The 21,854-nt window shown below is 63.9% G+C and carries 18 protein-coding genes; 13 read left to right on the forward strand and 5 right to left on the reverse strand.

Annotation, left to right across the window (positions count from 1 at the left end):
- The first annotated feature begins 25 nt into the window (after nt 1-25).
- The 3 genes from IVB41_RS01440 to IVB41_RS01450 all read left to right on the forward strand — a co-directional run bounded on the left by IVB41_RS01440 (nt 26) and on the right by IVB41_RS01450 (nt 2,832).
- On the forward strand, nt 26-1,426 hold the full coding sequence (locus IVB41_RS01440; protein WP_247426027.1) for a sensor histidine kinase: 1,401 nt from the start codon (nt 26-28) through the stop codon (nt 1,424-1,426).
- Nucleotides 1,419-1,811: a response regulator gene (locus tag IVB41_RS01445; RefSeq protein ID WP_197031184.1), complete on the forward strand. Its 393-nt coding sequence runs from the start codon at nt 1,419-1,421 to the stop codon at nt 1,809-1,811. The genes IVB41_RS01440 and IVB41_RS01445 overlap by 8 nt, the downstream gene beginning before the upstream one ends.
- Nucleotides 1,812-2,340: 529 nt before the next feature.
- The gene (locus IVB41_RS01450; protein WP_027568999.1) at nt 2,341-2,832 is read left to right on the forward strand and encodes a septal ring lytic transglycosylase RlpA family protein; all 492 of its coding nucleotides are present in this window, start codon (nt 2,341-2,343) and stop codon (nt 2,830-2,832) included.
- 156 nt (nt 2,833-2,988) lie between these two features.
- Here the strand turns inward: IVB41_RS01450 and IVB41_RS01455 are convergent, their stop codons facing one another.
- The 4 genes from IVB41_RS01455 to IVB41_RS01470 all read right to left on the reverse strand — a co-directional run bounded on the left by IVB41_RS01455 (nt 2,989) and on the right by IVB41_RS01470 (nt 7,768).
- Nucleotides 2,989-4,893, reverse strand: a complete 1,905-nt coding sequence (locus IVB41_RS01455; RefSeq protein WP_247426029.1) for an AI-2E family transporter — start codon at nt 4,891-4,893, stop codon at nt 2,989-2,991.
- A gap of 169 nt (nt 4,894-5,062) precedes the next feature.
- Nucleotides 5,063-5,377: a hypothetical protein gene (locus IVB41_RS01460; protein ID WP_247426031.1), complete on the reverse strand. Its 315-nt coding sequence runs from the start codon at nt 5,375-5,377 to the stop codon at nt 5,063-5,065.
- 144 nt (nt 5,378-5,521) lie between these two features.
- Nucleotides 5,522-5,704 carry a hypothetical protein gene (locus IVB41_RS01465; protein WP_247426033.1) on the reverse strand — a complete coding sequence of 61 codons (183 nt, stop codon included), beginning with the start codon at nt 5,702-5,704 and terminating at the stop codon, nt 5,522-5,524.
- Between the two features lie 324 nt (nt 5,705-6,028).
- Nucleotides 6,029-7,768 (reverse strand): methyl-accepting chemotaxis protein, encoded by a 1,740-nt coding sequence (locus IVB41_RS01470; RefSeq protein ID WP_247426035.1) that lies wholly within the window; start codon nt 7,766-7,768, stop codon nt 6,029-6,031.
- 220 nt (nt 7,769-7,988) lie between these two features.
- Between IVB41_RS01470 and IVB41_RS01475 the strand changes: the two genes are divergently transcribed.
- From IVB41_RS01475 to IVB41_RS01490, 4 genes are all read left to right on the forward strand, one after another.
- Nucleotides 7,989-9,371 carry an ethanolamine ammonia-lyase subunit EutB gene (locus IVB41_RS01475; RefSeq protein WP_247426037.1) on the forward strand — a complete coding sequence of 461 codons (1,383 nt, stop codon included), beginning with the start codon at nt 7,989-7,991 and terminating at the stop codon, nt 9,369-9,371.
- Nucleotides 9,372-9,523: 152 nt separating this feature from the next.
- On the forward strand, nt 9,524-11,110 hold the full coding sequence (locus IVB41_RS01480; RefSeq protein ID WP_247426040.1) for a B12-binding domain-containing radical SAM protein: 1,587 nt from the start codon (nt 9,524-9,526) through the stop codon (nt 11,108-11,110).
- Between the two features lie 6 nt (nt 11,111-11,116).
- Complete coding sequence (gene eutC / locus IVB41_RS01485; RefSeq protein ID WP_247426042.1) at nt 11,117-11,902, forward strand: ethanolamine ammonia-lyase subunit EutC; 786 nt, start codon at nt 11,117-11,119, stop codon at nt 11,900-11,902.
- A gap of 206 nt (nt 11,903-12,108) precedes the next feature.
- Complete coding sequence (locus IVB41_RS01490) at nt 12,109-14,475, forward strand: RND family transporter (RefSeq protein ID WP_247426043.1); 2,367 nt, start codon at nt 12,109-12,111, stop codon at nt 14,473-14,475.
- Between the two features lie 122 nt (nt 14,476-14,597).
- Here the strand turns inward: IVB41_RS01490 and IVB41_RS01495 are convergent, their stop codons facing one another.
- Entirely contained in the window at nt 14,598-15,095 is a 498-nt protein-coding gene (locus tag IVB41_RS01495) for a hypothetical protein (protein ID WP_027516853.1), read from the reverse strand.
- Nucleotides 15,096-15,556: 461 nt separating this feature from the next.
- Between IVB41_RS01495 and IVB41_RS01500 the strand changes: the two genes are divergently transcribed.
- The 6 genes from IVB41_RS01500 (at nt 15,557) to IVB41_RS01525 (ending at nt 21,742) form a co-directional block, all read left to right on the forward strand.
- On the forward strand, nt 15,557-15,790 hold the full coding sequence (locus tag IVB41_RS01500; RefSeq protein WP_007593627.1) for a hypothetical protein: 234 nt from the start codon (nt 15,557-15,559) through the stop codon (nt 15,788-15,790).
- 195 nt (nt 15,791-15,985) lie between these two features.
- Nucleotides 15,986-16,870 carry a squalene synthase HpnC gene (hpnC, locus tag IVB41_RS01505; RefSeq protein WP_247426045.1) on the forward strand — a complete coding sequence of 295 codons (885 nt, stop codon included), beginning with the start codon at nt 15,986-15,988 and terminating at the stop codon, nt 16,868-16,870.
- Nucleotides 16,860-17,699 (forward strand): presqualene diphosphate synthase HpnD, encoded by an 840-nt coding sequence (hpnD, locus tag IVB41_RS01510; RefSeq protein ID WP_247359919.1) that lies wholly within the window; start codon nt 16,860-16,862, stop codon nt 17,697-17,699. Before hpnC ends, hpnD begins: the two co-directional genes overlap by 11 nt.
- Entirely contained in the window at nt 17,699-18,952 is a 1,254-nt protein-coding gene (hpnE, locus tag IVB41_RS01515; RefSeq protein ID WP_247359918.1) for a hydroxysqualene dehydroxylase HpnE, read from the forward strand. The genes hpnD and hpnE overlap by 1 nt, the downstream gene beginning before the upstream one ends.
- A 76-nt stretch (nt 18,953-19,028) precedes the next feature.
- The gene (gene shc, locus IVB41_RS01520; RefSeq protein ID WP_027569011.1) at nt 19,029-20,996 is read left to right on the forward strand and encodes a squalene--hopene cyclase; all 1,968 of its coding nucleotides are present in this window, start codon (nt 19,029-19,031) and stop codon (nt 20,994-20,996) included.
- Nucleotides 20,993-21,742: a phosphorylase gene (locus IVB41_RS01525; protein ID WP_247359916.1), complete on the forward strand. Its 750-nt coding sequence runs from the start codon at nt 20,993-20,995 to the stop codon at nt 21,740-21,742. Before shc ends, IVB41_RS01525 begins: the two co-directional genes overlap by 4 nt.
- Nucleotides 21,743-21,854: the final 112 nt, after the last annotated feature.

Here is a 21,854-nt window from a genome sequence, read left to right on the forward strand (position 1 = left end):
AGCGCGAGCGCTGGAGATCGTCCGCGTGCAGGAGAGCAATCATCCGACAAACGGTCCGGCCGTCCCCGCGGATAATGAGCTGCTGCGTCTCGTATTCGAGAGCGCGACGGACTTTGCTATCTTCACGATAGACCCGAACGGCATCACCACCAGCTGGAACCCCGGCGCCGAGCGGTTACTCGGGTACAAGACCGACGAAATCATCGGAGAATCGGCGGACGTGATCTTTCCCGCCGAGGAGGGTGGTTTTGAGGCGGCAGCCGAAGAACGACGCAGCGCGTTAGCTCAGGGCCGCGCCGAGGACGAACGCTGGCAGATGCGCAAGGACGGCACCCGGCTCTGGGCTTCGGGCCTGTTGATGCCGCTGGCGGAGCGCGACGCGGGTTTCGTGAAGATGTTGCGCGATCGGACCAGCCAGCACCGTGCTGCGGAGCAGCTCGCGCAAAGCGAGGAGCTGTTCCGCGTTCTCGCCACCAATTTACCCCAGCTGGTTTTCCGCTCAAAAATTGATGGTGAGCGCACTTGGGCCAGCCCGCAATGGACCATCTTCAGCGGTCTGAGCTTCGCTGATAGCATCGGTTTCGGTTGGCTTGACGCGATCCATCCGGATGATCGCGAAGAGACCCAGGCGGCCTGGCTCGAAGCGCGCGCCAAGGGCGAGTATTACGTCGAGCACCGCGTCAGGCGTTCCGCCGACAGAGACTTCAGGTGGCATCAGACCCGCGCGGTACCGATGAAAGTCAGTTCGGATGCAGACGCTGTCGATTGGGTCGGCACGATGACGGACATCCACGAACTGCGCGTGCTTCAAGATCGGCAGAAGGTTCTCTTGGCCGAACTGCAGCACCGCAGGCGCAATCTGCTCGGGGTCGTCCAATCACTTGCCCGGCAGACGATCAGATCGAGCCCGTCCCTGGACGACTTTGCAGACGACTTTGAAAGCAGGTTGGGCGCCCTCTCCAGGGCTCAGGGTTTGCTCGCGCAAAGCGACAATCGGCCGATTGAACTCGGTGATCTGGTCAGGGCCGAATTGGAGGCGCACGCCAGTGCCGACGTGGAGAAGGTGACGACCGAGGGGCCGGCGGCGCCGTTGCCGGCGATGTCGGCGCAATCGATGGCTCTCGCGCTGCATGAGCTCGCCACGAATGCGGTAAAATACGGCGCCCTCGGCCAACCCTCAGGCCGGCTGACGGTGCGATGGGAGGTCAAGAACGATCAATCCAGGCGGCAAGCAACCGTGGTATGGTCCGAAAGCGGGGTTGCCATGCCTGAGGGCGGGCCGGCGAGAAAAGGCTACGGAAGCGAATTGATCGAGCGAGCACTTCCTTATCAGCTCGGCGCCAAAACGAAGCTTCGGTTCGAACCTGACGGCGTCCACTGCGAAATCGCCGTGCCGCTCGCGAGCGAGGAGAAGCGTGATGACTGAGTCGCAATCACTACTAGGCCGGCGGCTCCTCGTCGTCGAAGACGAGTACATGATCGCCGCCGACCTGGCCCGTGCGCTGGAAGATCGCGGCGCTGAGGTCATTGGGCCGGCGGGCTCGGTCGAGGACGCCCTGAATCTGGTTGCGGCCGAACAGCGGATAGATGGCGCCGTCCTGGACATCAATCTTCGCGGCGAACGCTCCTATCCGGTTGCCGACGCACTTCGGACGCGCGGGGTGCGGTTCGTGTTCACCACCGGTTATGACGCTTGGGCGATTCCGGATGCTTATGCAGCCGTGCCACGTGTCGAAAAGCCGGTTAACATCAAGGCGCTCAGCGGACTGTTCTCGATCGATCAATCGGACGAGAAACCGCGGACGCTCTAGCCGCGCCCGTTGCGGGGCAAGGCCGCGATCCCACTCCCTGCTGCGTTCCCGGCCTGCAAGATAGGTCGGATGATCGCTTGCCGCGTTCGCGCGGCAGCGTAGCAGATTTGCCGTTACAATCCGATCAAGCGGAGCGGGTGATGGAGTAGGGGCGATCTCTTCTTCGTTTGAGAGGGTGCACGCCTGTGCAGCAGTGTATCTGCGTTGATCGCTTCTGCGGAAAGGACGGTCGATGGGAAAGAAGAGAAGGTCGGACAGGCGAGTGGAACAATCAATCTGATTGTGAGCGCCGCGGAACTCATGTGGCCGCGCCATTTCGCCGTGGCCTCTTCTTGTCACGCTGTTGACGCAATGTCCGTCTTAGACGGCGACAACTAAAAACACCGTTTGGAACCATTCTGGTTCCTGCAATGGTTCCGCAGCCGGGGTTGGCTCGACCTGTAAACATCGCGAACCCGAACGCTTCCGCGTTTGCTTGATGATGTTTTGAGGCATCGGAACCGGACAATCGAAAATCACAGGAGATATGATGGTGTTCCGATCCAGCGCCGCAATTTGCGGCGCCGTGGTTGCGCTTGCCGTTTCCGTTACTGTTGCTCGATGCGAAGCCGCTGGAGTTCACTCAAGCGCTGTCGTCAATGTCGCTTCCGGGGAAGCGATCGTCGGCGCGGCGTCCACGTACAATCCGTTCAAGCCGGGCAAAGAGGAGGGCGGCCCGAAGACAGCCTCCGGCGAGCGCTATGATCCCTCAGTCTGGTCGGCCGCCATCAAAACGAGTTTGCGTAAGAAATTCGGTGGAGTCCAGTTTGGCGCGAAGCCGAAATACGCCCTCGTAGAGGCCGTCGGCAAGAAGGTCATCGTCAAGATAAATGACGTGGGACCGCTAAGGCCTGGCCGCATCATCGACCTCAACGAGCGGACGATGCGCCATTTCGATCCGGGCCTGCAGCGCGGGGTCATTCCCGATGTAAAGGTGCGGCCGCTTGCCGGCGGCGATTGGACCCCCGGGCCGGTTGGCTGAACCGTCGCACCAGAAGGTCGCGCAGCACGGTCCTTTGTATGTGACTGAGGGAGTGCCAGGACGCACGGGCCTCGAGCCGGATCCGATGTCGGCAGGAAGGAAGGCCTTTCGGGTTTGCTGCGCGCCTGCAGCAGCCATGTCTCCGCGTATAAACTGCTAGCCGGCCGTGATCTTCGAAATCCGGCCTTCAGCGACTGTGCCAAGGGAGTCCACACCCGTCGCCTCTATGCAGAGTTTAAGCGCCCCGCCCAGAGTTGCAGCAGCCAGATCCGCCTTGGCGCCTTCCCGCAGATTTTCCAGCGCCGCTGGGTCGATGTCCTTCATCCAGCAACCCAGAATGATTGTAGCCTTCGGCAATTTACGGCGAAGCCGTCGCACCGAGTAACGCATATGGGCCGGGCTGCTTGCATCCATATAGACGAGGCAGACAATGGCGACCCCATCGGTCTCCAGCCGGAAGATATTCGCCGTCGACAACGCTTCCGCTGCCTCGACTCTGGCCGACAAGCCATGCGCTCCGGTCAGTTGAGCCAGCATGATCGCAGCGGCTTCGTCGATCGGATTTCGCCCGGCCACGCAGAGCACGGGATGTTCGCCTTGCCATTCAGTGGGCAAGTCCTCCTTGCGCAGCACCCGCAGACCCTCATAAGGCGCATCCTCAGCCACGCCTTCTATGGCAGATGTAGCTTCGACATCTGTGGTCGGGCCGACCTTCGGCGGCGGACGCTCATCCTGCTCCGAAATGTTATTGGCAAATTCCTGGACCGCATCCCTGATTTTAGCCAGCCGGTCGGGATCCAGAGCGCCGCGCTCGGCATCCGCTTGAGCCAGCTGCAGTCCTCGCAAGGCGACTTCGTCGTAATAAGAGCTGAGAGATCGCTCCTTCAAGAACTCCTCGGCTTTTGCAGATGCTTCGGTCGGGTCGCCGGCGAGCATCCGCTGATAGAATATCTCGGGCGGAGAGAGCGCTGGTCGGTCTCCAAACATGACGTCCAGGAACTCCAGGCGCTCGACATGGCGGCCCAGGACGACCAGACACACCGTAAGGGGTGTTGCCAGAACGAGGCCGATCGGACCCCAGAGCGCCGTCCAGAACGTCGCGGAAGCGACAACGGCCACCGGCGACAGTCCGGTGCTGTGTCCATAGACCATCGGCTCCAGCACATGGCCGACGACGGGCTCCACCACCACGAACAGCGCGATCGTCCACAGCAGCATCGTCCAGGTTGGATCGACCGCAACCGCGAGAGCGAGAGGGAAGGCGGCGGCGATGACCGCCCCAATGTAAGGCACGAAGCGCAGCACTGCCGCCAGAATGCCCCACAGGATCGCGCTTGGAACGCCGATCAGCCAGAGACCGATTCCGATGATGATGCCGAAGCCCCCGTTCACGAGAAGCTGGATAAGGAAAAGCCGGCTGAGGCGGCTCGCCGCGTCATCAAGGGCAGCCGTGGTGCGCTGCAGGTCATCCGAACCGGCCAGCCTGATCAGACGATTACGAAGATCCTCGCGCTGAAGCAAAATGAAGATCACGAATATGACGATGATCCCGGTCGTTGCGAGCGGATGAAGCAATGGTGAAATCAGCGTTTGCAAGCTCTCCAGCGCGCCGGGATCGGGCTGAAGCACTTCCACAGGAACGGGCTTCGGCGGGACCGCTTTCGGAGCTGCTATGGTCCCCAACGAATTCGCGGCCTCCTTGGGCTTGTCGAGTTCTTTGCTGAGGTCCTTCAACATGCTGGAAGCCCGCTCGAGCGTGCCCCGACCGGCCGTGGTCTCACGGAAGGATTGGATCTTCTCGCTTATTGTGGACTGATATCGCGGCAAATCGCCGGCCAGCTGGGCGAGTTGGGTAGCGAGCAGACTGCCCATCGCAAATATGAACGCGAAGGCGATCACGACCACGCTCACCACAGCCAAACTGCGTGGAATGCGCAGTCGCTGAACCAGTCGAACCAGAGGCGCCAGCACGAAGCTGAGCAAGACGGCCAGCGCTATCGGAATGATGATCTCGCGACCATAATACAGCACCATGACAATGATCGCGGCGAGAATGGCCATCGCCACGGCGCTCAATAGAGAAATCAGTTCTTCCGGTGTTCGTGCTTTGAATGGCTGCCTGATCACAGCTCCTCGCTAGGCCGGGAAAAGCGGCGAGTTTGTTGACGTCCAGTGAGTTCAAAAAAGCCGCGGATTGCTCCGCGGCTTCTGCATTCACAGGATTCGTATCTCAGTAGCGGTCGGTGCCGATCCCGACGCTCACGCCGGGAGCACGGAAGCCGATGCCGCTGCGCTCTTCATAGCCGCGCCGCTCGATGTAGCGCTCGCGAGGCGCATATCCGTAGGAATCGCGCCCATCGCGGATGATAACACGGCGCTCGCCGCGCTCGCGCCAGCAACGACCGTCTTCATTGCAGACCATGCGCACGTTTTGAACGTTGCTGTCCGGAGCGGCGGAAAGGTTGGGGGACAGCGGGGCTGCAGCAGCAGCGGTCACGAGAAGGGTGGTTGCTGCGGCCGCCAGAGCGGCTGTGAAAAATTTCATGGTGTTCTCCAAATGTGAGGTGTCAGTGAGGCAATAGACTGGGAACCCAATGGTTCCATGGCTGAACAGATATCGTCAGCTGCCGCCACTCTGTTCGCAGGCATCCCGTGCCCGAAAGACAGATCAACTCGCTATGATTGGCGATTATGACTTGGAAGATGGGATTGCGGAGAGAGCCATCGCGCGGTCTCTATGAAGATCGGCTTCGAGATCCTGGACGATGTCGTGGAGCAGAACGGCGGCAATCGGATCGGTCACCTCTCGCTCCAACGCCCGGTAGCGCAAGATCAGGACCTCCTGTTCGTCGAATTGGCCGTCTGCAGACATGCTGTAATTCCCTCCGCATACCGACGCAGAGGCGGCTGGATAGTTTCGCTAAAAGTTCTGGATCATTGTCTATGGGGCATCAAGCGACGAGAGGCGGCCTCAGCCGGCCTTCGGCTTTCCACGATCTGCCGGCCCCCAGCGCGGAAAGCTCCAACATTGACATCATGCCCCTGTTTTGCCCGACAGAGCAAATGGATTCGCAAAATCCGCAAAAAGTAACGCCGATGGCCAAGCCATTGAAATCGCTGTCCCCGGCTACTGTGCATGGGGTTGTTTTCGCGTTTTATTGATAGAGCGACCCCAGCGCCGCCGGTGGACGTCCCGTCATCCGGCCTTGGCGATGCGGCCGTCCGCTGCGCCCGAGCGCAGGTTCTGGAAGAACTTCTCCACCTCGCGCGACAGCGTCTCCGCCGTCTCGGTCACGCTGCTCGCAGCCGTCAGCACCGAGGAGGCCGCCGTATCGGTCTCGCCAATGGCGTCGCGGAGCGAGCTGATGTTGGCGACGAGGGTCTCGTTGCCTTGGGCCGCCGATTGCGCGTTGGACGAGATCTCGCGCGTGGCGGCATCCTGCTGGCCGATGGCGCCGGCGATCGCCGAGGTGACGTCGTTGATCTCGCGCACCGCGCCGCCGATCTCGCGGACGGCATCGACTGCGTTGCGGGTGGAGGACTGGATCATCGAGACGTTCTCGCTGATGTCGGCGGTCGCCTTCGCGGTCTGTCCTGCGAGCGCCTTGACTTCGTGTGCGACGACGGCGAAGCCGCGACCGGCATCGCCGGCGCGCGCGGCCTCGATGGTGGCATTGAGCGCGAGCAGATTGGTCTGCTCGGCGATCGCCTGAATCAGGCTGAGCACGCCGTCGATGCGTTGCGTGGCTGCAGCCAGGCTCTCGATCTCGGCGATGGATTTCTCGGTGCGCTGGCCGGTCTGCTCGACCGCGCTGGCGGATTGCCGCACCTGCCGGCCGATCTCCACCACCGACGCCGACAGCTCCTCGGCCGCGCCTGCCACCGCCGTGACGTTGTGCGAAGCCTGCTCGGTGGCGTTCGCCGCCGTGCCGGCGCGGCTGCTCGCGTCCGCGGTGACGCGGGTGATGGTCTGCGCTGTCTCGCGCATCACGGAGGCGTTGTCGCTGAGGCCGCGCATGATCGCGCCGATCGCCTCGCGAAACGTGTCGACGGATTGTTCGATGTGGCGGGCGCGCTCTTCGCGCGCGGCGGAGTCCTGCGAGACCTGTGAGGCGAGGTTGCGGTTACGCGCCATCGCGTCCTGGAAGATCTGGATCGCGCGGGCCAGTGCACCGATCTCGTCGGCGCGGTGGCTGTGGGGCACCACGACGTTCTCGGCGCCGTCAGCGACCTGCTTGATGGTCGCGGTGATGGCGGAGAGGGGGCGTGCGATCGAGCGGGCGATGATGACGATGCCGATCACGACGAGCGCGAGCGCCACGCCGGCGAGGCAGGTCAGGACGAGGGACAGGATGCGATTGGTCTCGGTCTCGTGCGCGATTTGCCTCGCGCGCTCGGCATAGACCTTGGACAGCCCCTCGAGATCCTTGTTCAGCGCCGAACGCACGGTGCGGTTGGCGTCGTTGTCGCCCCATTCGCGGCCCGCGGCCGCATTGATCTCGACGCCGCGGCGCACCAGCTCCTTGCGAAACTCGACGAACTGCTCGATGCGCTTCTTGAAGGTGGCGAACTGCTCGGCATCGTCAGCCTTGACGATGGTCTCCCAGCGCTTCACGACGTCAAGGATCTGGGTGTTGAACTTGAGCAGGCCCTCGCCGTATTTCTTCACCACGGCGGGCTCGGTCGACATGTAGACGCCGCGCGATTCCATCACGACCGCATAGACCAGCGAGTTGACCCGCTCGACGTTCAGCGCGGCGGCGTTCGCAGTCTCGATCGCGCTCGTCAGGTCGGCACCGCGGCGGCTGTTGTAATCGGACAGCATCGCGATCGCGGCCGTGAGCAACGCGAACAGCGCGAAGATGGCGTAGAGCTTGTTGGCAAGCGTGAAGCGGCCGGCGAGGCCGGTGGCATTCCCAGGTCGGTCAGTTGTCATGGTTTTCAGGGGCCCGAATGGCCGGGAGCGGCCGGAGAGCGCGGTCGTGCAAATGATTGCAAAACTATGCAGAATGAAGATGGACGCGGCGTTAACGCCGGGTTTGGCCCCCTTTGCCCTCGGCCGAAAGAAAGGTAGATATTTCAGCGTCTTGATCTGAAGGTATAGTCTTGGGATCGCCCTGGAGTCGGCCTCTGGCCGACGAACCCCGGAGAGACCTTTGGTCTACCGCCACACCATCGACGCCACGACCTACACGTTCCCGGATTTGCGCGACCTGCTCGCCAAGGCGACGCCGCCGCGCTCCGGCGACCGGCTGGCCGGGATCGCCGCCGCCAGCGCCGAACAGATGATCGCGGCGCGGATGGCGCTGGCTGACGTCCCGCTCGGGCAGTTCTTGCAGGAAGCCGTCATCCCCTATGAGACGGACGAGGTCACCCGCCTCGTCATCGACAGCCACGACGCCAAGGCCTTCGCGCCGGTGGTTTCGCTGACGGTCGGTGCCTTTCGCGACTGGCTGCTGTCGGACGCCGCAACGCCCGAAATCTTGCGGAAGTTAGGAGGCGGCATCACCCCGGAGATGGCCGCCGCGGTCTCGAAGCTGATGCGCAACCAGGATCTGATCCTGGCGGCGCGGAAATGCCAGGTCACCACCGCTTTCCGCAACACCATCGGCCTGAAGGGCCGGATGAGCACCCGGCTCCAGCCCAACCATCCCTTCGACGACGCCAGGGGCATCACCGCCTCCATCCTCGATGGCATCCTGCTCGGCGCCGGCGATGCCTGCATCGGCATCAACCCGGCGAGCGACGACCCGGCCATGATCGGCCAATTGCTGCGGCTGCTCGACGAGGTCATCGCGCGGCTGAAGATCCCGACCCAGGGCTGCGTGCTGACCCATGTTACCACGACGCTTTCGCTGATCGGGCAGGGGGCGCCGGTCGACCTCGTGTTCCAGTCGGTCGCCGGCACTGAGGCTGCCAACCGCAGTTTTGGCATCGACCTTGCGCTTCTGAAGGAGGCGCAGGAGGCCGGCCTGTCGCAGAAGCGCGGTACGGTTGGCCAGAACGTGATGTATTTCGAGACTGGGCAGGGATCGGCGCTGTCGGCCAATGCCCATCACGGCGTCGACCAGCAGACCTGCGAGGCGCGCGCCTATGCGGTCGCCCGCGCCTTTGCGCCCCTTCTGGTCAACAGCGTGGTCGGCTTCATCGGCCCGGAATATCTCTACGACGGCAAGGAAATCATCCGGGCCGGGCTGGAAGATCACTTTTGCGGCAAGCTGCTCGGCCTGCCGCTCGGCATCGACATCTGCTACACCAATCACGCCGAGGCGGACCAGGACGACATGGACAATCTGCTGACGCTTCTGTCGGCCGCCGGCGTCACCTTCATCATGGGCGTTCCCGGCGCCGATGACGTCATGCTGAACTATCAGTCCACGTCTTTTCACGACGCGCTCTACGTCCGCGACGTCTTCGGTCTGCGCCGCGCACCGGAATTCGACGACTGGCTGGTGGGGTCCGGCATTGCGAGCCCAGATTTCCGTCTTGCCGGCGATGCAGGCCTGCTGCCCGATTTTGCGTCACGGCTGATCGCGTGACGCGGCGGAGGCGCCCGGCGGCCGGAGGAAACCATTGGTGCCCTAGGGAATTAGGCTCATGCCACAATATTGAGAAATTCCGGCGGCAGCACTACGCTATGTGCTTGTCTGGCAATTTCCGCGGCTAAGTCGAGCGTGGCGGGGGAGCTTTGATGCGAGCTGAAAGTAACGGGACGTCCCGGCGGATTCTCTGCGTGTTTCCGCGATACACATCGTCGTTCGGGACGTTCGAGCATTCTTACCCCCTGACCGATGGCGTCCGCGCCTTCATGCCGCCGCAGGGACTTTTGCTGCTCGCGGCCTATTTGCCCAAGGAATGGCAGGTCAAATTCGTCGACGAGAACCTTCGCCGCGCGACAAGGGAAGAGTTCGAGTGGGCCGAGGCGGTCTTCGTCAGCGGCATGCACATCCAGCGCCAGCAGATGAACGATATCTGCCGCCGCGCCCACGAGTTCGATCTGCCCGTCGCGCTCGGCGGTCCCTCCGTCAGCGCCTGCCCGGATTACTATCCCTCCTTCGACTATCTCCATGTCGGCGAACTCGGCGACGCCACCAATCAGCTGCTCGAAATCTTGTCGCGCGATACCACGCGTCCGGAAGCGCAGGTGGTGCTGACCACCAAGGACCGCGTGCCGATGACGGAGTTTCCGATCCCGGCCTACGAGCTCGCCGACGTAAAGAAGTACTTCCTCGGCAGCATCCAGTATTCCAGCGGCTGTCCCTATCAATGCGAGTTCTGCGACATCCCCGGCCTCTACGGCCGCAATCCGCGCCTCAAATCGCCGGAGCAGATCATCGCCGAGCTCGACCGCCTGCGCGAATGCGGCATGACCGACACGGTCTATTTCGTCGATGACAATTTCATCGGCAACCGCAAGGCGGCGCTGGACCTCCTGCCGCATCTAATCGAATGGCAGAAGAGGACCGGCTACATGGTGCGGCTCGCCTGCGAGGCGACGCTCAACATCGCCAAGCGGCCGGAAATCCTCGAGAAGATGCGCGAGGCCTATTTCGTCACCATCTTCTGCGGCATCGAGACGCCCGACCCCGATGCGCTGAAGGCGATGCACAAGGACCACAATATGATGGTCCCGATCCTCGAGGGCGTGCAAACCATCAACTCCTACGGCATGGAGGTCGTGTCCGGCATCATCATGGGGCTCGATACCGACAAGCCCAACACGTCGGAGGCGCTGCTCGCCTTCGTCGAGGACTCCCGGATTCCGCTGCTCACGATCAATCTGCTTCAGGCACTGCCGAAGACGCCGCTGTGGGACCGTCTGGAGCGCGAGGGGCGCCTGGTCGAGGACGACGGCCGCGATTCCAATGTCAACTTCCTGTTGCCCTATGACGACGTCGTCGCGTCCTGGAAGCATGCCATGGCCGTCGCCTACGAGCCCGAGAAGGTCTACGCGCGCTTCCAGTATCAATGCGACCACGTTTACGTGCACCGCCTGAAAATGCCGACGCCGGACGAGATGAAGACCTGGCCCAACATCAGGCGCGGCCTCGTCATGCTGCGAAACATCTTCTGGAAGGTCGGCGTGCTCGGCGACTACAAGCGCGTGTTCTGGAAGTTCGCGCTGGGCCGCATCAAGCGCGGCGACCTCGAGGGCCTGATCGGCTGCACCCTGATCGCGCACCATCTCATCACTTTTGCGCGGGCGGCCTCGACCGGCCAGCAGAACGCCTCGAACTATTCGATCCGGCTACGCGAGGCTTCCGTCCCCGCCGAATGACACAACATGTCTGATCCGGCCCTCCCGCGTCGTCCGACCCTCGATCTGCGGTCGCTTACCCCCGCGCGCGTCGCGCTCGGGCGCAGCGGCGCGAGCCTGCCGACGCGGGCACTGCTCGATTTCACGCTGGACCATGCCCGCGCGCGCGATGCCGTGCATGCCGTCTTCGATGCGCCGCGGCTGGTCGCGGATCTCCGCGCGCTTGGCCTCGTCGTCACCGCGGCGAACAGCCGGGCGGTCGATCGCAGGGACTATCTGCGGCGGCCCGACCTGGGCAGACGGCTCGATGCCGGATCAATCGAGGCCCTGGCGCGGAGCGCCTCGGAGCCGTGCCAACTCGCGGTCGTGATTGGCGATGGGCTGTCGGCGGCGGCGGTCCACGCCCATGCGGCCGCGCTGATGATGCGTTTGCTGCCGTTGCTCGCAGCCGACGATGGTGTCGCGATCGGCCATGTCGTCGTCGCCTCAGGCGCGCGCGTCGCGCTCGGTGACGAGATCGGCGCCATTCTCGACGCGCGCATGGTCGCGACGCTGATCGGCGAGCGGCCGGGCCTGTCGGCGCCCGACAGTCTCGGCGCCTATCTGACTTTCGCCCCGAAGCCGGGCCGCACCGATGCCGAGCGCAATTGCGTGTCGAACATCCACAAGGCCGGGTTGAGCTATGACGAGGCGGCCTTCAAGATCGCCTGGCTGGTCCGCGAGGGGCTCGCGCGGGAAGTGAGCGGTGTGGCGCTGAAGGACGAGAGCGCGGACCGTCCGCCGCGTCGAATTGGCACGGCTTTGCCCGAATGAAGGGCATTAAGGCAAAATCGCCACATCTTGATCGATTCGGCCACACTCCGCCTGCTTGCGAGAAGGGTGATTGACCTGCTAAACCCCTCGCGGCGATTTTCTGCGCATTTTCAAAGGGCAAGCCTCCCATTGGTATGGCATTTTCAAGCCGTTCGCGGGGCGCGACAAGCTCACAGACCCGAGCCGATTTAGGAACTGGACAAGGCATGCTCGAAAAGCACAGCGAGAGTGAGGTTCATGTCGACAAGGTCGAGCAGGGACCTGCGTCCTCGATCGCCTTCGGGCTGGAGCGCATTGGGCTGTTCGCAGTCCGGGCGCCCATCGTCTCCTGCATCGTCCTGCTCTTCCTGATCGTCGGCGCCGTGTTCGGCATTCACCGGATCAAGATCGACGATTCGCTGTCGCAGCTGTTCCGGTCCAACACGCCGGAATTCCGCCAGTACGAAGCGGTGACCAAGAAGTTCCCAGCCGAGGAATTCGACGTCCTCGTCGTGGTCGAGGGCAAGACCCTGCTGGCGCGGAACAACCTCGAGAAGCTGCGCGACTTCGTCACCGACATGCAGCTGGTCGAGGGGACGCGCGGACTGGTCTCGCTGTTCTCCGCGCGTCAGGCGCCGGCGCCGGGCAAGCTTCCCGCCGCGCTGTTCCCGCCCGAGCTGCCCGAGGGCGCGGCCTATGACAAGTTCATCGAGGGCGTCAAAGCCAACGAGATCATCCGCGGCAAGCTGTTGTCCGAGGACGGCACGCTGGCGCTGATCGTGCTGTCGCTCGATCCGGAGGTGGTCGCCTCCAATAAACTGACCAAGACCGTCGCCGACATCCGCGCGCTGATGAAGGAAGACCTCGGCGACACCGGGCTCAACGTGCAGCTTTCCGGCGTGCCGGTGATGCAGCTCGAGATCCGCAATGCGGTCGAGCGCGACGGGCTCACCTACAACATCCTCGGTATTCTCGCCGGCTGTGTCATTGCCATCATCTTCTTCCGCAAGATCTCGTTCATGGTGGCGGCGGCGTTCCCGCCGATGATCGCGATCCTGCTGGCGCTCGGCGCGCTCGGCTGGGCCAATTTCAACCTCAACATGTTCCTGAACGTGATGACGCCGCTCATCATGGTCATCAGCTTCTCGGACTCGATGCAGCTCACCTTCGCCGCGCGCGACCGGCTGATCGCGGGCCAGGACAAGTTCACCGCATTCAAGAACGCGGTGCTGGTGGTGGGACCGGCCTGCGTGCTGACGCACGGCACCGCCGGCATTTCCTTCATCGCGCTCCAGTTCTCCGACTCCGATCTGATCCGCAAGTTCGGCGAGGCGGGTCTCGCCGCCACCATCATCGCGCTGGTCGCGGTGTTGTCGCTGGTGCCGGTGTTCGGCGTGCTGTTGGTGCGCAACGAGAAGGTCTTTGCAACCAAGTTCCAGACTGCGGATGCCGGCGTGCAGGCGCTGCGTAATTTCTGCTACTGGATCGCGGTGCGCATGGTGGGCCGTCCCGGCCTGTTCAGCCTGATCGCGGTGCTGTTCGTGGCGGGCCTCGGCGTCATCTACGCCAATCTGGAGCCGCGCTACCGGCTCGCCGACCAGGTGCCGGACAAGCGCCAGGCGGTCGCCGCCAGCGACCGGCTCGACGCCAAGCTCACCGGCGCCAACCCGGTCAACGTTCTGATCCAGTTCCCCAAGGGTGAATCGCTCTATTCGCCGGAGACGCTGCAGACCATCGCCGACGTGCACGCGACGGTGGAGAAGGCAGCCGGTGTCGGCAATGTCTGGTCGGTCGAGACCCTGCGCCGCTGGCTCGCGGACAAGGCCGGCAGCGCCGACGTCGCGACCCTGAAGGAATATGTCAGCGTCATTCCGGAGCATCTGGTGCGTCGGTTCATCGATGCCGAGCAGGACGCCGTCGTGGTCGCAGGTCGCGTGCCGGACAAGGATTCCAGCCAGCTCCTGCCGATCGTCGACAAGCTCGATACCGAGCTCGACGCCGTCCGCAAGAAACATCCCGGCTATGAAGTGGCGGTCACGGGTCTTGCCGCGATTGCCGCGCGCAACTCGGCCGGCATGATCGAGAAGCTCAACCGCGGGCTCACCGTCGAATTCGCGCTGGTCGCGATTTTCATCGGCCTGGCCTTCCGCTCCTGGGTGGTGATGTTCGCCTGCATCCTGCCGGGCATCTTCCCCGTCGTGATGTCGGGAACGGTGCTGTGGGCGATGGGTGAGGGACTGCAATTCGCCAGTGTCGTGGCTCTGACCGTTTCGTTCGGCCTCGGCTTAAGCGCCACCATCCACTTCCTCAACCGCCTCAGGCTCGAGAGCAAGCCGGGCGTCGGCTCGGCGCTCGCGGTGGAGCGCGCGACCGTGCTGGTGGGCCCGGCATTGATCCTGACCACGCTGGTGCTCGCCTGCGGTCTCGTCGTCACGGTGTTCTCCGACCTGCCGTCGCTACGGCTGTTCGGCTGGCTCAGCGCCTTCTCGATGGTCATGGCGCTCGTCGCCGATCTCTTCATCCTGCGGCCGACGGCGATGTGGCTGATCAATCTGCACGCCAAGCTTCAGGGCACCGACAAGCCGGCGATCTGACCGGTTTCATTCATCAGACATGCAATCGGTGCGGTCCGGACGATCGCGCCGCGTCTCCGAAAAACAACAAAGCCCCGGTTCGCGAGAACCGGGGCTTGCTGCTTTCGAAGCGGTAAGAGCTGTCAGCCCTTCGTCATCGTGATGTTGACGCCGCGAATCTCGCCCTTGGACGAGATCTGCACCGTCTGCTTGGTGCCATTGGTGCGCAGCGACAGATTGGCGGCAAAGCCGTTGGCCTCGACGAACACCTCGATCTGGCCGCCACCGGCGGTGCCCTGGAGATTGCCGAAGATGTTGCGGTTAGTCTCGCTCCAATTGCCGGAGATCCGCTCGCCCTGGCTGGTCACGTCGCTGGTGAGGTCGAACTTGTAGCTGTCGGACGCGCAGTGCAGCGCCTGCTTGAGGCTGAGACCGGTGCCGGCAACCTTGTAGTCGGCCTTGCAGCGGATGCGCTCGGTGGAGCCGTCGGACAGCGACACCGTACCCGTGCCGGTCCACGCGCCCTCGAAACCTGCAAACGGTCCGGACGACTGAGCCTGACTTGTCGAAACCGAGAAGAGCAGCACAGCGCCGATGCCGGCCGCCTTGATTGCCAGTTCAGATCGCCCAAAGAACTTCATCTTCAAAATATCCCGTTTTGGAACGACGTCCGCTTGTCACTAAGAACGTCTCGCCACATCGAAGGTTTAGTGTTCCGAGCCTGTGTCAGGTTCAATGGCCGGCCGCCCACATGTCGGCATCGCGAAGCGCGTATGCCATGGGTAGCCTCCGTATTCTCTGCGTTTCGGCATGTTTCTGGCGCCCAAGGCGGGATGGAGAGATGCAGCTCTGCAACAGGTGCGCAGCAAAACGCAGCGCACGTGGATTATGACGTAGTATCAGTCTCTTACATTTGCCAGAGAAGGCGCAGGGAAGACCTGATTTGGTGGACGTGGCGCCAATTTGGCCGCATTTGCCAGTGCTTGTGCCTTCTCCGAGGCCGCTACTCCCGCGGCGACTTGCCATCAGAACAATCCGTTCCGGTCGTCGCCCAGTGCTGCCCGGGATAGGTGCGATTCTGCCGTCAGAATGAAGGAATACAATGCGTAAGCTTCTCGTCGCTCTCACCTTGCTGTCGGCCTCCCTCTCGACTGCAGCGTTCGCCCAGCAAGGGCGCGGCACCGACGCCGAGCAGAAGGCCTGCTCGCGCGATGTGCAGAAGCTCTGCCGTCCGGTCATCGACCAAGGCGATTTCACCATCCTGGCCTGCCTCAAGGAGAACCGGGCCAAGATCTCTCAGGCCTGCGACCAGGTCCTGAAGAACCATAACCAGTAAGCTCGGCCACTGGCCCACAAAAAGGCGGCCTTTTGGGCCGCCTTTTCGGACCTGATCCGCGAAGGGCAGCCATCGAGAGACAGGATTGGTTTTGCGGCCGTATTCCCCTATATGGGGGCCGCGGCGGCATCGCCGGCACGGGCTAGCGCGAGCGAAAAAGCCCTTCCTGTCCAAACGATTGTAGACCAGCCCTCGATGACCTCTGCGAGCGAATTGCGATCCGGCAAGGGTGAGCGCGACGAGAATTTCCCCGTCGCGTCCTGGATCATTCATCCGCGTCATCGCGCGCTGATCCTGGCGTATTACAATTTCGTCCGCACCGCCGACGACATCGCCGACCACGCCACGCTGCCGCCGGATAAGAAGCTCGCTTATCTCGACCTGCTCGAGGCGGAATTGCTCGGCACCGGCGACACCCAGGCCGAGGCCGTCAGATTGCGGCACGCACTGGCCGAACGTGGCATGGCGCCGCGCCACGCGCTCGACGTGCTCATCGCGTTCCGTATGGACGTGACCAAGTTGCGCTACGAGAATTGGGACGAGGTCATCCATTATTGCCGCTACTCGGCGATGCCGGTCGGCCGCTTCATGCTCGACGTCCATGGTGAGAGCACCTCCACCTGGGCCGCGTCGGATGCGCTCTGCGCAGCGCTGCAGATCAACAACCACCTTCAGGATTGCGGCAAGGATTTCCGCGAGCTCAACCGCGTCTATCTGCCGCGCGACGCGTTGGCCGCGAGTGGCGCCTCGGTCGAGCAGCTCGGACTGGCGCAGTCGCCGCCGGCGATGCTGGCCTGCCTTCAGGCTCTCGCCGTGCGCAATGAAGCGCTGCTGGACGAGGGCAGGTCGCTCAGCGCGGAAATCAGGGATTTCCGCCTCGGCGTCGAGGTCTCGGTGATCCAGGCCTATGCCGACCGCATCGTGCGCCTCTTGAAGGTGCGCGATCCCTTGCGCGAGCGCGTGCACCTGAACAAGCTCGAGCTCCTCACCTTCAGCCTCGCCGGCATGATCGGCGAAGTCGGCCGCCGCGCGGTCGGACGCAAGGCCATTTCCAGACCGGGGGCTGCACATGACGCTTGAGGCGACCTCGCCCAGCGCCAATTATGGCTCGACCGCATCCGGCAGTTCGTTCTACGCCGCGATGCGCATCTTGCCGCACGACCAGCGCGAAGCGATGTTCCAGATCTACAGCTTCTGCCGGCAGGTCGACGACATCGCCGATTCCGACGGTCCGCGCGACGAGCGGCTCGCCGCGCTTCAGGCGTGGCGCAACGACATCGATGCGCTCTACCAGGGCAATCCGCCGCCGCGGCTGAAGGACTACGTCGCCTCGGTGAAGACCTTCGGCCTCAAGCGCGAGGATTTCCTCGCGATCGTCGACGGCATGGAGATGGACGTGCCGCAGGACATCCGCGCGCCCGACATGGCGACGCTGGATCTCTATTGCGATCGCGTCGCGAGCGCCGTGGGGCGGTTGTCGGTCCGGGTCTTCGGCCTGCCGGAAGAAGACGGCATCGAGCTCGCCCATCATCTCGGCCGCGCGCTCCAGCTCACCAACATCCTGCGCGACATCGACGAGGACGCGGGCCTCGGCCGGCTCTATCTGCCGCGCGAAGCGCTGCTGCATGCCGGCATCACCTCCAACGATCCGGACCGCGTGATCGTCGAGCGCGCGCTGCCGAAGGTCTGCCTGCCGCTGGCGCAGCGCGCAAAGGTGTATTTCGAGAAGTCGGACGAGATCATGAACCGCAACCGCCGCCGCGCGGTGCGCGCGCCGCGGATGATGTCGAAATACTATCATGCCATTCTGGATCTCCTGATCGCGCGCGGGTTCAACGCGCCGCGCGAGCCGGTGCGTGTGTCGAAGGTCACACGCATCGCCATCCTGCTCCGTTACGCTCTCATCTGATGCAAAAAACAGCTCACATCATCGGTGCTGGAATCTCCGGCCTTTCCGCCGCCGTGCGGCTTGCCAATGCCGGCTTCAAGGTCGCCGTGCACGAGGCGACGCAGCAGGCCGGCGGCCGTTGCCGTTCCTATTTCGACGGCGCCACCAATCTCACCATCGACAACGGCAACCATCTGCTGCTGTCCGGCAACAGTCATGCGCGCGCCTATGCGCGCTCGATCGGCACCGAGGCGGGCCTCGTCGGTCCGGAGCGCGCGCAGTTTCCCTTCGTCGATCTCAAGACCGGGCAGCGCTGGCAGATCGACCTCGGCGACGGCCGGCTCCCGACCTGGGTGCTCGACGAGAGCCGCCGCGTCCCCGACACTGGGCTGACCGATTATCTGAAGCTGGCGCCGCTGATCTGGGCATCGGAAGAGACGCTGGTCGGCAAGTCAATTCCGTGCGAAGGCGTCCTCTATCAGCGCCTGGTGCAGCCGCTGCTGCTCGCGGCGCTCAACGTCGATCCCCCCGAAGGCTCGGCGGGGCTCGCCGGCGCGATCGTGCGCGAGACGCTGCTCGCCGGCGGGCAGGCCTGCCGTCCCCTGATCGCACGCGACGGGCTCAGCGCGGTACTGATCGAGCCTGCCGTGACGTTCCTGCAGGAGCGCGGGCACAGCGTTCAGCTCGGCCATGAGCTGCGCTCGTTTGCGACCCATGACGGCAAAGTCGGCGCGCTGAATTTCGGCGGCGAGGATGTGATCCAGATCGGCGCGGGCGATGTCGTCGTGATGGCGGTGCCGCCGCGCGCTGCCTCCAACCTGCTGCCGGGCCTGAAGACGCCGACCGAATTCCGCGCCATCGTGAATGCGCATTTCCGCGTCGAGCCGCCGGCGGGATCGGCTCCGATCCTCGGTGTGATTGGCGGCGTCGTGGAATGGCTGTTTGCGTTCCCGAACCGGCTGTCCGTCACCATCAGCAACGGCGACCGTCTGGTCGACATGCCGCGCGAGGAACTCGCGCAGGCGATCTGGAACGACGTCTGCAAGGCGGGCGGTGTTTCCGGCGAGCTGCCCCCCTGGCAGATCGTGCGCGAGCGCCGCGCCACATTTGCGGCGACGCCGGCGCAGAATGCCCTGCGTCCAGGGCCGGTCACTGCGCTGAAAAACCTGTTTCTTGCAGGCGATTGGACTGCTACGGGATTGCCTGCAACCATCGAGGGATCGGTCCGATCCGGTGATCGCGCCGCCGATCTGGTTCTGGCCGCCAAGGGATAGTGACAGGCGGCCCTGACGGGCATTTGTCCCGGTCAATTTCGGCCCATTCAATCGACTATCGGAGCAATCGAGCGAGATGGATTCCGTGAACGCGACCAGCCGCGAAGCCCAAGAATTCAGGAACTTGGAATCGAGCATTGCGTCGGCCACCGAAGGCGTCCTCGGCTTCCAGCAACCCGACGGCCATTGGGTGTTCGAGCTCGAGGCCGATGGCACGATTCCGGCCGAATACGTCCTGCTGCGCCATTATCTCGCCGAGCCGGTCGATTCCGTGCTCGAAGCCAAGATCGCCAATTATCTTCGCCGCGTGCAGGGCGCCCATGGCGGCTGGTCGCTGGTGCATGACGGCGAGTTCGACATGAGCGCCAGCGTCAAGGCGTATTTCGCGCTGAAAATGATCGGGGATTCCATCGACGCGCCGCACATGGTGCGTGCGCGCGAGGCGATCCATTCCCGCGGCGGCGCCATTCACAGCAATGTCTTCACGCGCTTCATGCTTGCGATGTTTGGCGTCGTGACCTGGCGCGCGGTACCGGTGCTGCCGATCGAGATCGTGCTGCTGCCGTTCTGGTCGCCGTTCCACATCAACAAGATCTCCTACTGGGCGCGCACCACCATGGTGCCGCTGATGGTGCTCGCAGCGCTGAAGCCGCGCGCGAAGAATCCGAAGGGCGTCGGCATCGACGAGCTGTTCCTGCAGGATCCGCGCTCGATCGGCATGACCGCCAAGGCGCCGCACCAGAGCATGGCCTGGTTCGTGCTGTTCCGCGCGCTCGACAGCATTTTGCGCGTGGTCGAGCCGATGTTTCCCAAGAGCCTGCGCAAGCGCGCGATCGATGCCGCGCTCGCCTTCACCGAGGAGCGGCTGAACGGCGAGGACGGCATGGGCGCGATCTATCCGCCGATGGCCAACATCGTCATGATGTACGACGCGCTCGGCAAGGACGAGAACTTCCCGCCGCGCGCGATCACGCGCCGGGGTATCGACAAGCTGCTCGTGATCAAGGACGACGAAGCCTATTGCCAGCCCTGCGTCTCGCCGGTGTGGGACACGACGCTGACCGCCCACGCGCTGCTCGAAGCCGGCGGTGACAAGGCGGTGCCGGCGGCCAAGCAGGGTCTCGACTGGCTGATCCCGAAGCAGGAGCTCGAGGTGAAGGGCGACTGGGCGGTGAAGCGGCCCGACGTGCGCCCGGGCGGCTGGGCCTTCCAGTACAACAATGCCCATTATCCCGATCTCGACGACACTGCGGTGGTCGTGATGTCGATGGACCGGATGCGCCGGGAGCACGGTGCGACCGGCTATGACGCCGCGATCGACCGTGCCCGGGAGTGGATCGAAGGCATGCAGAGCGACGACGGCGGCTGGGCTGCCTTCGACGTCAACAATCTCGAATATTATTTGAACAACATCCCGTTCTCGGACCATGGCGCGCTGCTCGATCCGCCGACCGAGGACGTCACCGCGCGCTGCATCTCGATGCTGGCCCAGCTCGGCGAGACCGCGAAGACCAGCAAGCACGTCGCGGACGGGATCGCCTACCTCCGCAAGACCCAGCACCCCGAAGGGTCCTGGTACGGCCGCTGGGGCATGAACTTCATCTACGGAACCTGGTCGGTGCTGTGCGCCCTCAACATGGCCGGCGTCCGCCACGACGATCCGATGATGCGCAAGGCGGCCGGCTGGCTGGCCTCGATCCAGAACCAGGACGGCGGCTGGGGCGAGGATGCCGTCAGCTACCGGCTGGACTACCGGGGCTGGGAGGCCGCCCCCTCGACCGCCTCGCAAACGGCATGGGCCTTGCTTGCCCTCATGGCTGCTGGCGAGGTTGATCACCCGGCCGTCGCCCGCGGGGTGGAGTACCTGATTGCAACACAGAACGAAAAAGGACTGTGGGACGAACAGCGGTACACCGCCACAGGCTTTCCCCGTGTATTCTATCTACGATACCATGGTTATCCGAAGTTCTTCCCGCTGTGGGCATTGGCGCGGTATCGGAACTTGCGGAACACCAACAGCAGGGTGGTAGGGGTCGGAATGTGACTTTGGGGACGGGGGACTATCTTACCGCGGGTCAAACCGTTGATCCGCGGCCGATATTGATCGTGACTGGACTGGTTCAGGAGGCCCGAATCGCGGCCGGGCCCGGCATGGCGGTCATTTGCTCATCGAGCAGCCCGACCCAGTTGCGGGCGCTGTTGACGGTGCTGGATCCCGAGACGATTCGCGGTGTGATCTCCTTTGGCGTGGCCGGCGGGCTCGACCCGACGCTGCGCTCCGGCGACGTCGTGCTGGCGACCGAGGTGCTCGCGGGCGATACCCGCTGGGCCGCTGGCCTCTCGCTCGGCGACGACCTGATCGACCGCCTGACGTCCGGACGCCGCCGCGTGGTGCGCGGCAGCCTCGCCGGTGCCGAGGAAGTGGTCACGGGGCGGTCCTGCAAGGCGGCGCTGCATTCGGAGACGGGAGCGGCCGCCGTCGACATGGAAAGCCACATCGCGGCCGCCTACGCCGCCGAGGCCGGCTTGCCGTTCGCCGCGGTCCGCGTCATCAGCGATCCCGCCCATCGCGCGCTGCCGGCGCTCGCCCGCGCCGCGATCAAGCCGAACGGCCAGATCGACGTGCTGGCCGTGCTGCGCGGCATCGCGCGCAACCCGACCGCGCTGCATGGACTGGTCTCGACCGGCCTCGACTTCAACCGCGCGCTGCGCTCACTTCGCGGCTGCCGCGACTTCCTGATCGGCACCGAGCTGGTCGAGAGCGAGGCCCTGGTCTCAGAGGCAGCCTGAGCCGGTTCTGCGATCATTAAAAACCAAAAGGCCCGGTCGCCATTGGCGATCGGGCCTTTTCTGTTTCAGTGTGCGTCACTCGGATGGAGCGGAGCGCAATCCGACGACTTCA

This window comes from Bradyrhizobium sp. 44 (assembly GCF_023073095.1).
GTDB lineage: Bacteria > Pseudomonadota > Alphaproteobacteria > Rhizobiales > Xanthobacteraceae > Bradyrhizobium.

Bases quoted from the DNA above. Each gene is read 5' to 3' on its own strand.
- IVB41_RS01480 (WP_247426040.1), top strand. From the start codon at position 9,524: ATGCGAGCTGAAAGTAACGGGACGTCCCGGCGGATTCTCTGCGTGTTT.
- hpnC (WP_247426045.1), top strand. From the start codon at position 15,986: ATGACCTCTGCGAGCGAATTGCGATCCGGCAAGGGTGAGCGCGACGAG.
- IVB41_RS01460 (WP_247426031.1), bottom strand. From the start codon at position 5,377: ATGAAATTTTTCACAGCCGCTCTGGCGGCCGCAGCAACCACCCTTCTC.
- IVB41_RS01465 (WP_247426033.1), bottom strand. From the start codon at position 5,704: ATGTCTGCAGACGGCCAATTCGACGAACAGGAGGTCCTGATCTTGCGC.
- IVB41_RS01450 (WP_027568999.1), top strand. From the start codon at position 2,341: ATGGTGTTCCGATCCAGCGCCGCAATTTGCGGCGCCGTGGTTGCGCTT.
- IVB41_RS01470 (WP_247426035.1), bottom strand. From the start codon at position 7,768: ATGACAACTGACCGACCTGGGAATGCCACCGGCCTCGCCGGCCGCTTC.
- IVB41_RS01455 (WP_247426029.1), bottom strand. From the start codon at position 4,893: ATGGCCATTCTCGCCGCGATCATTGTCATGGTGCTGTATTATGGTCGC.
- IVB41_RS01500 (WP_007593627.1), top strand. From the start codon at position 15,557: ATGCGTAAGCTTCTCGTCGCTCTCACCTTGCTGTCGGCCTCCCTCTCG.
- IVB41_RS01445 (WP_197031184.1), top strand. From the start codon at position 1,419: ATGACTGAGTCGCAATCACTACTAGGCCGGCGGCTCCTCGTCGTCGAA.
- hpnD (WP_247359919.1), top strand. From the start codon at position 16,860: ATGACGCTTGAGGCGACCTCGCCCAGCGCCAATTATGGCTCGACCGCA.
- IVB41_RS01490 (WP_247426043.1), top strand. From the start codon at position 12,109: ATGCTCGAAAAGCACAGCGAGAGTGAGGTTCATGTCGACAAGGTCGAG.
- eutC (WP_247426042.1), top strand. From the start codon at position 11,117: ATGTCTGATCCGGCCCTCCCGCGTCGTCCGACCCTCGATCTGCGGTCG.
- IVB41_RS01495 (WP_027516853.1), bottom strand. From the start codon at position 15,095: ATGAAGTTCTTTGGGCGATCTGAACTGGCAATCAAGGCGGCCGGCATC.
- hpnE (WP_247359918.1), top strand. From the start codon at position 17,699: ATGCAAAAAACAGCTCACATCATCGGTGCTGGAATCTCCGGCCTTTCC.
- shc (WP_027569011.1), top strand. From the start codon at position 19,029: ATGGATTCCGTGAACGCGACCAGCCGCGAAGCCCAAGAATTCAGGAAC.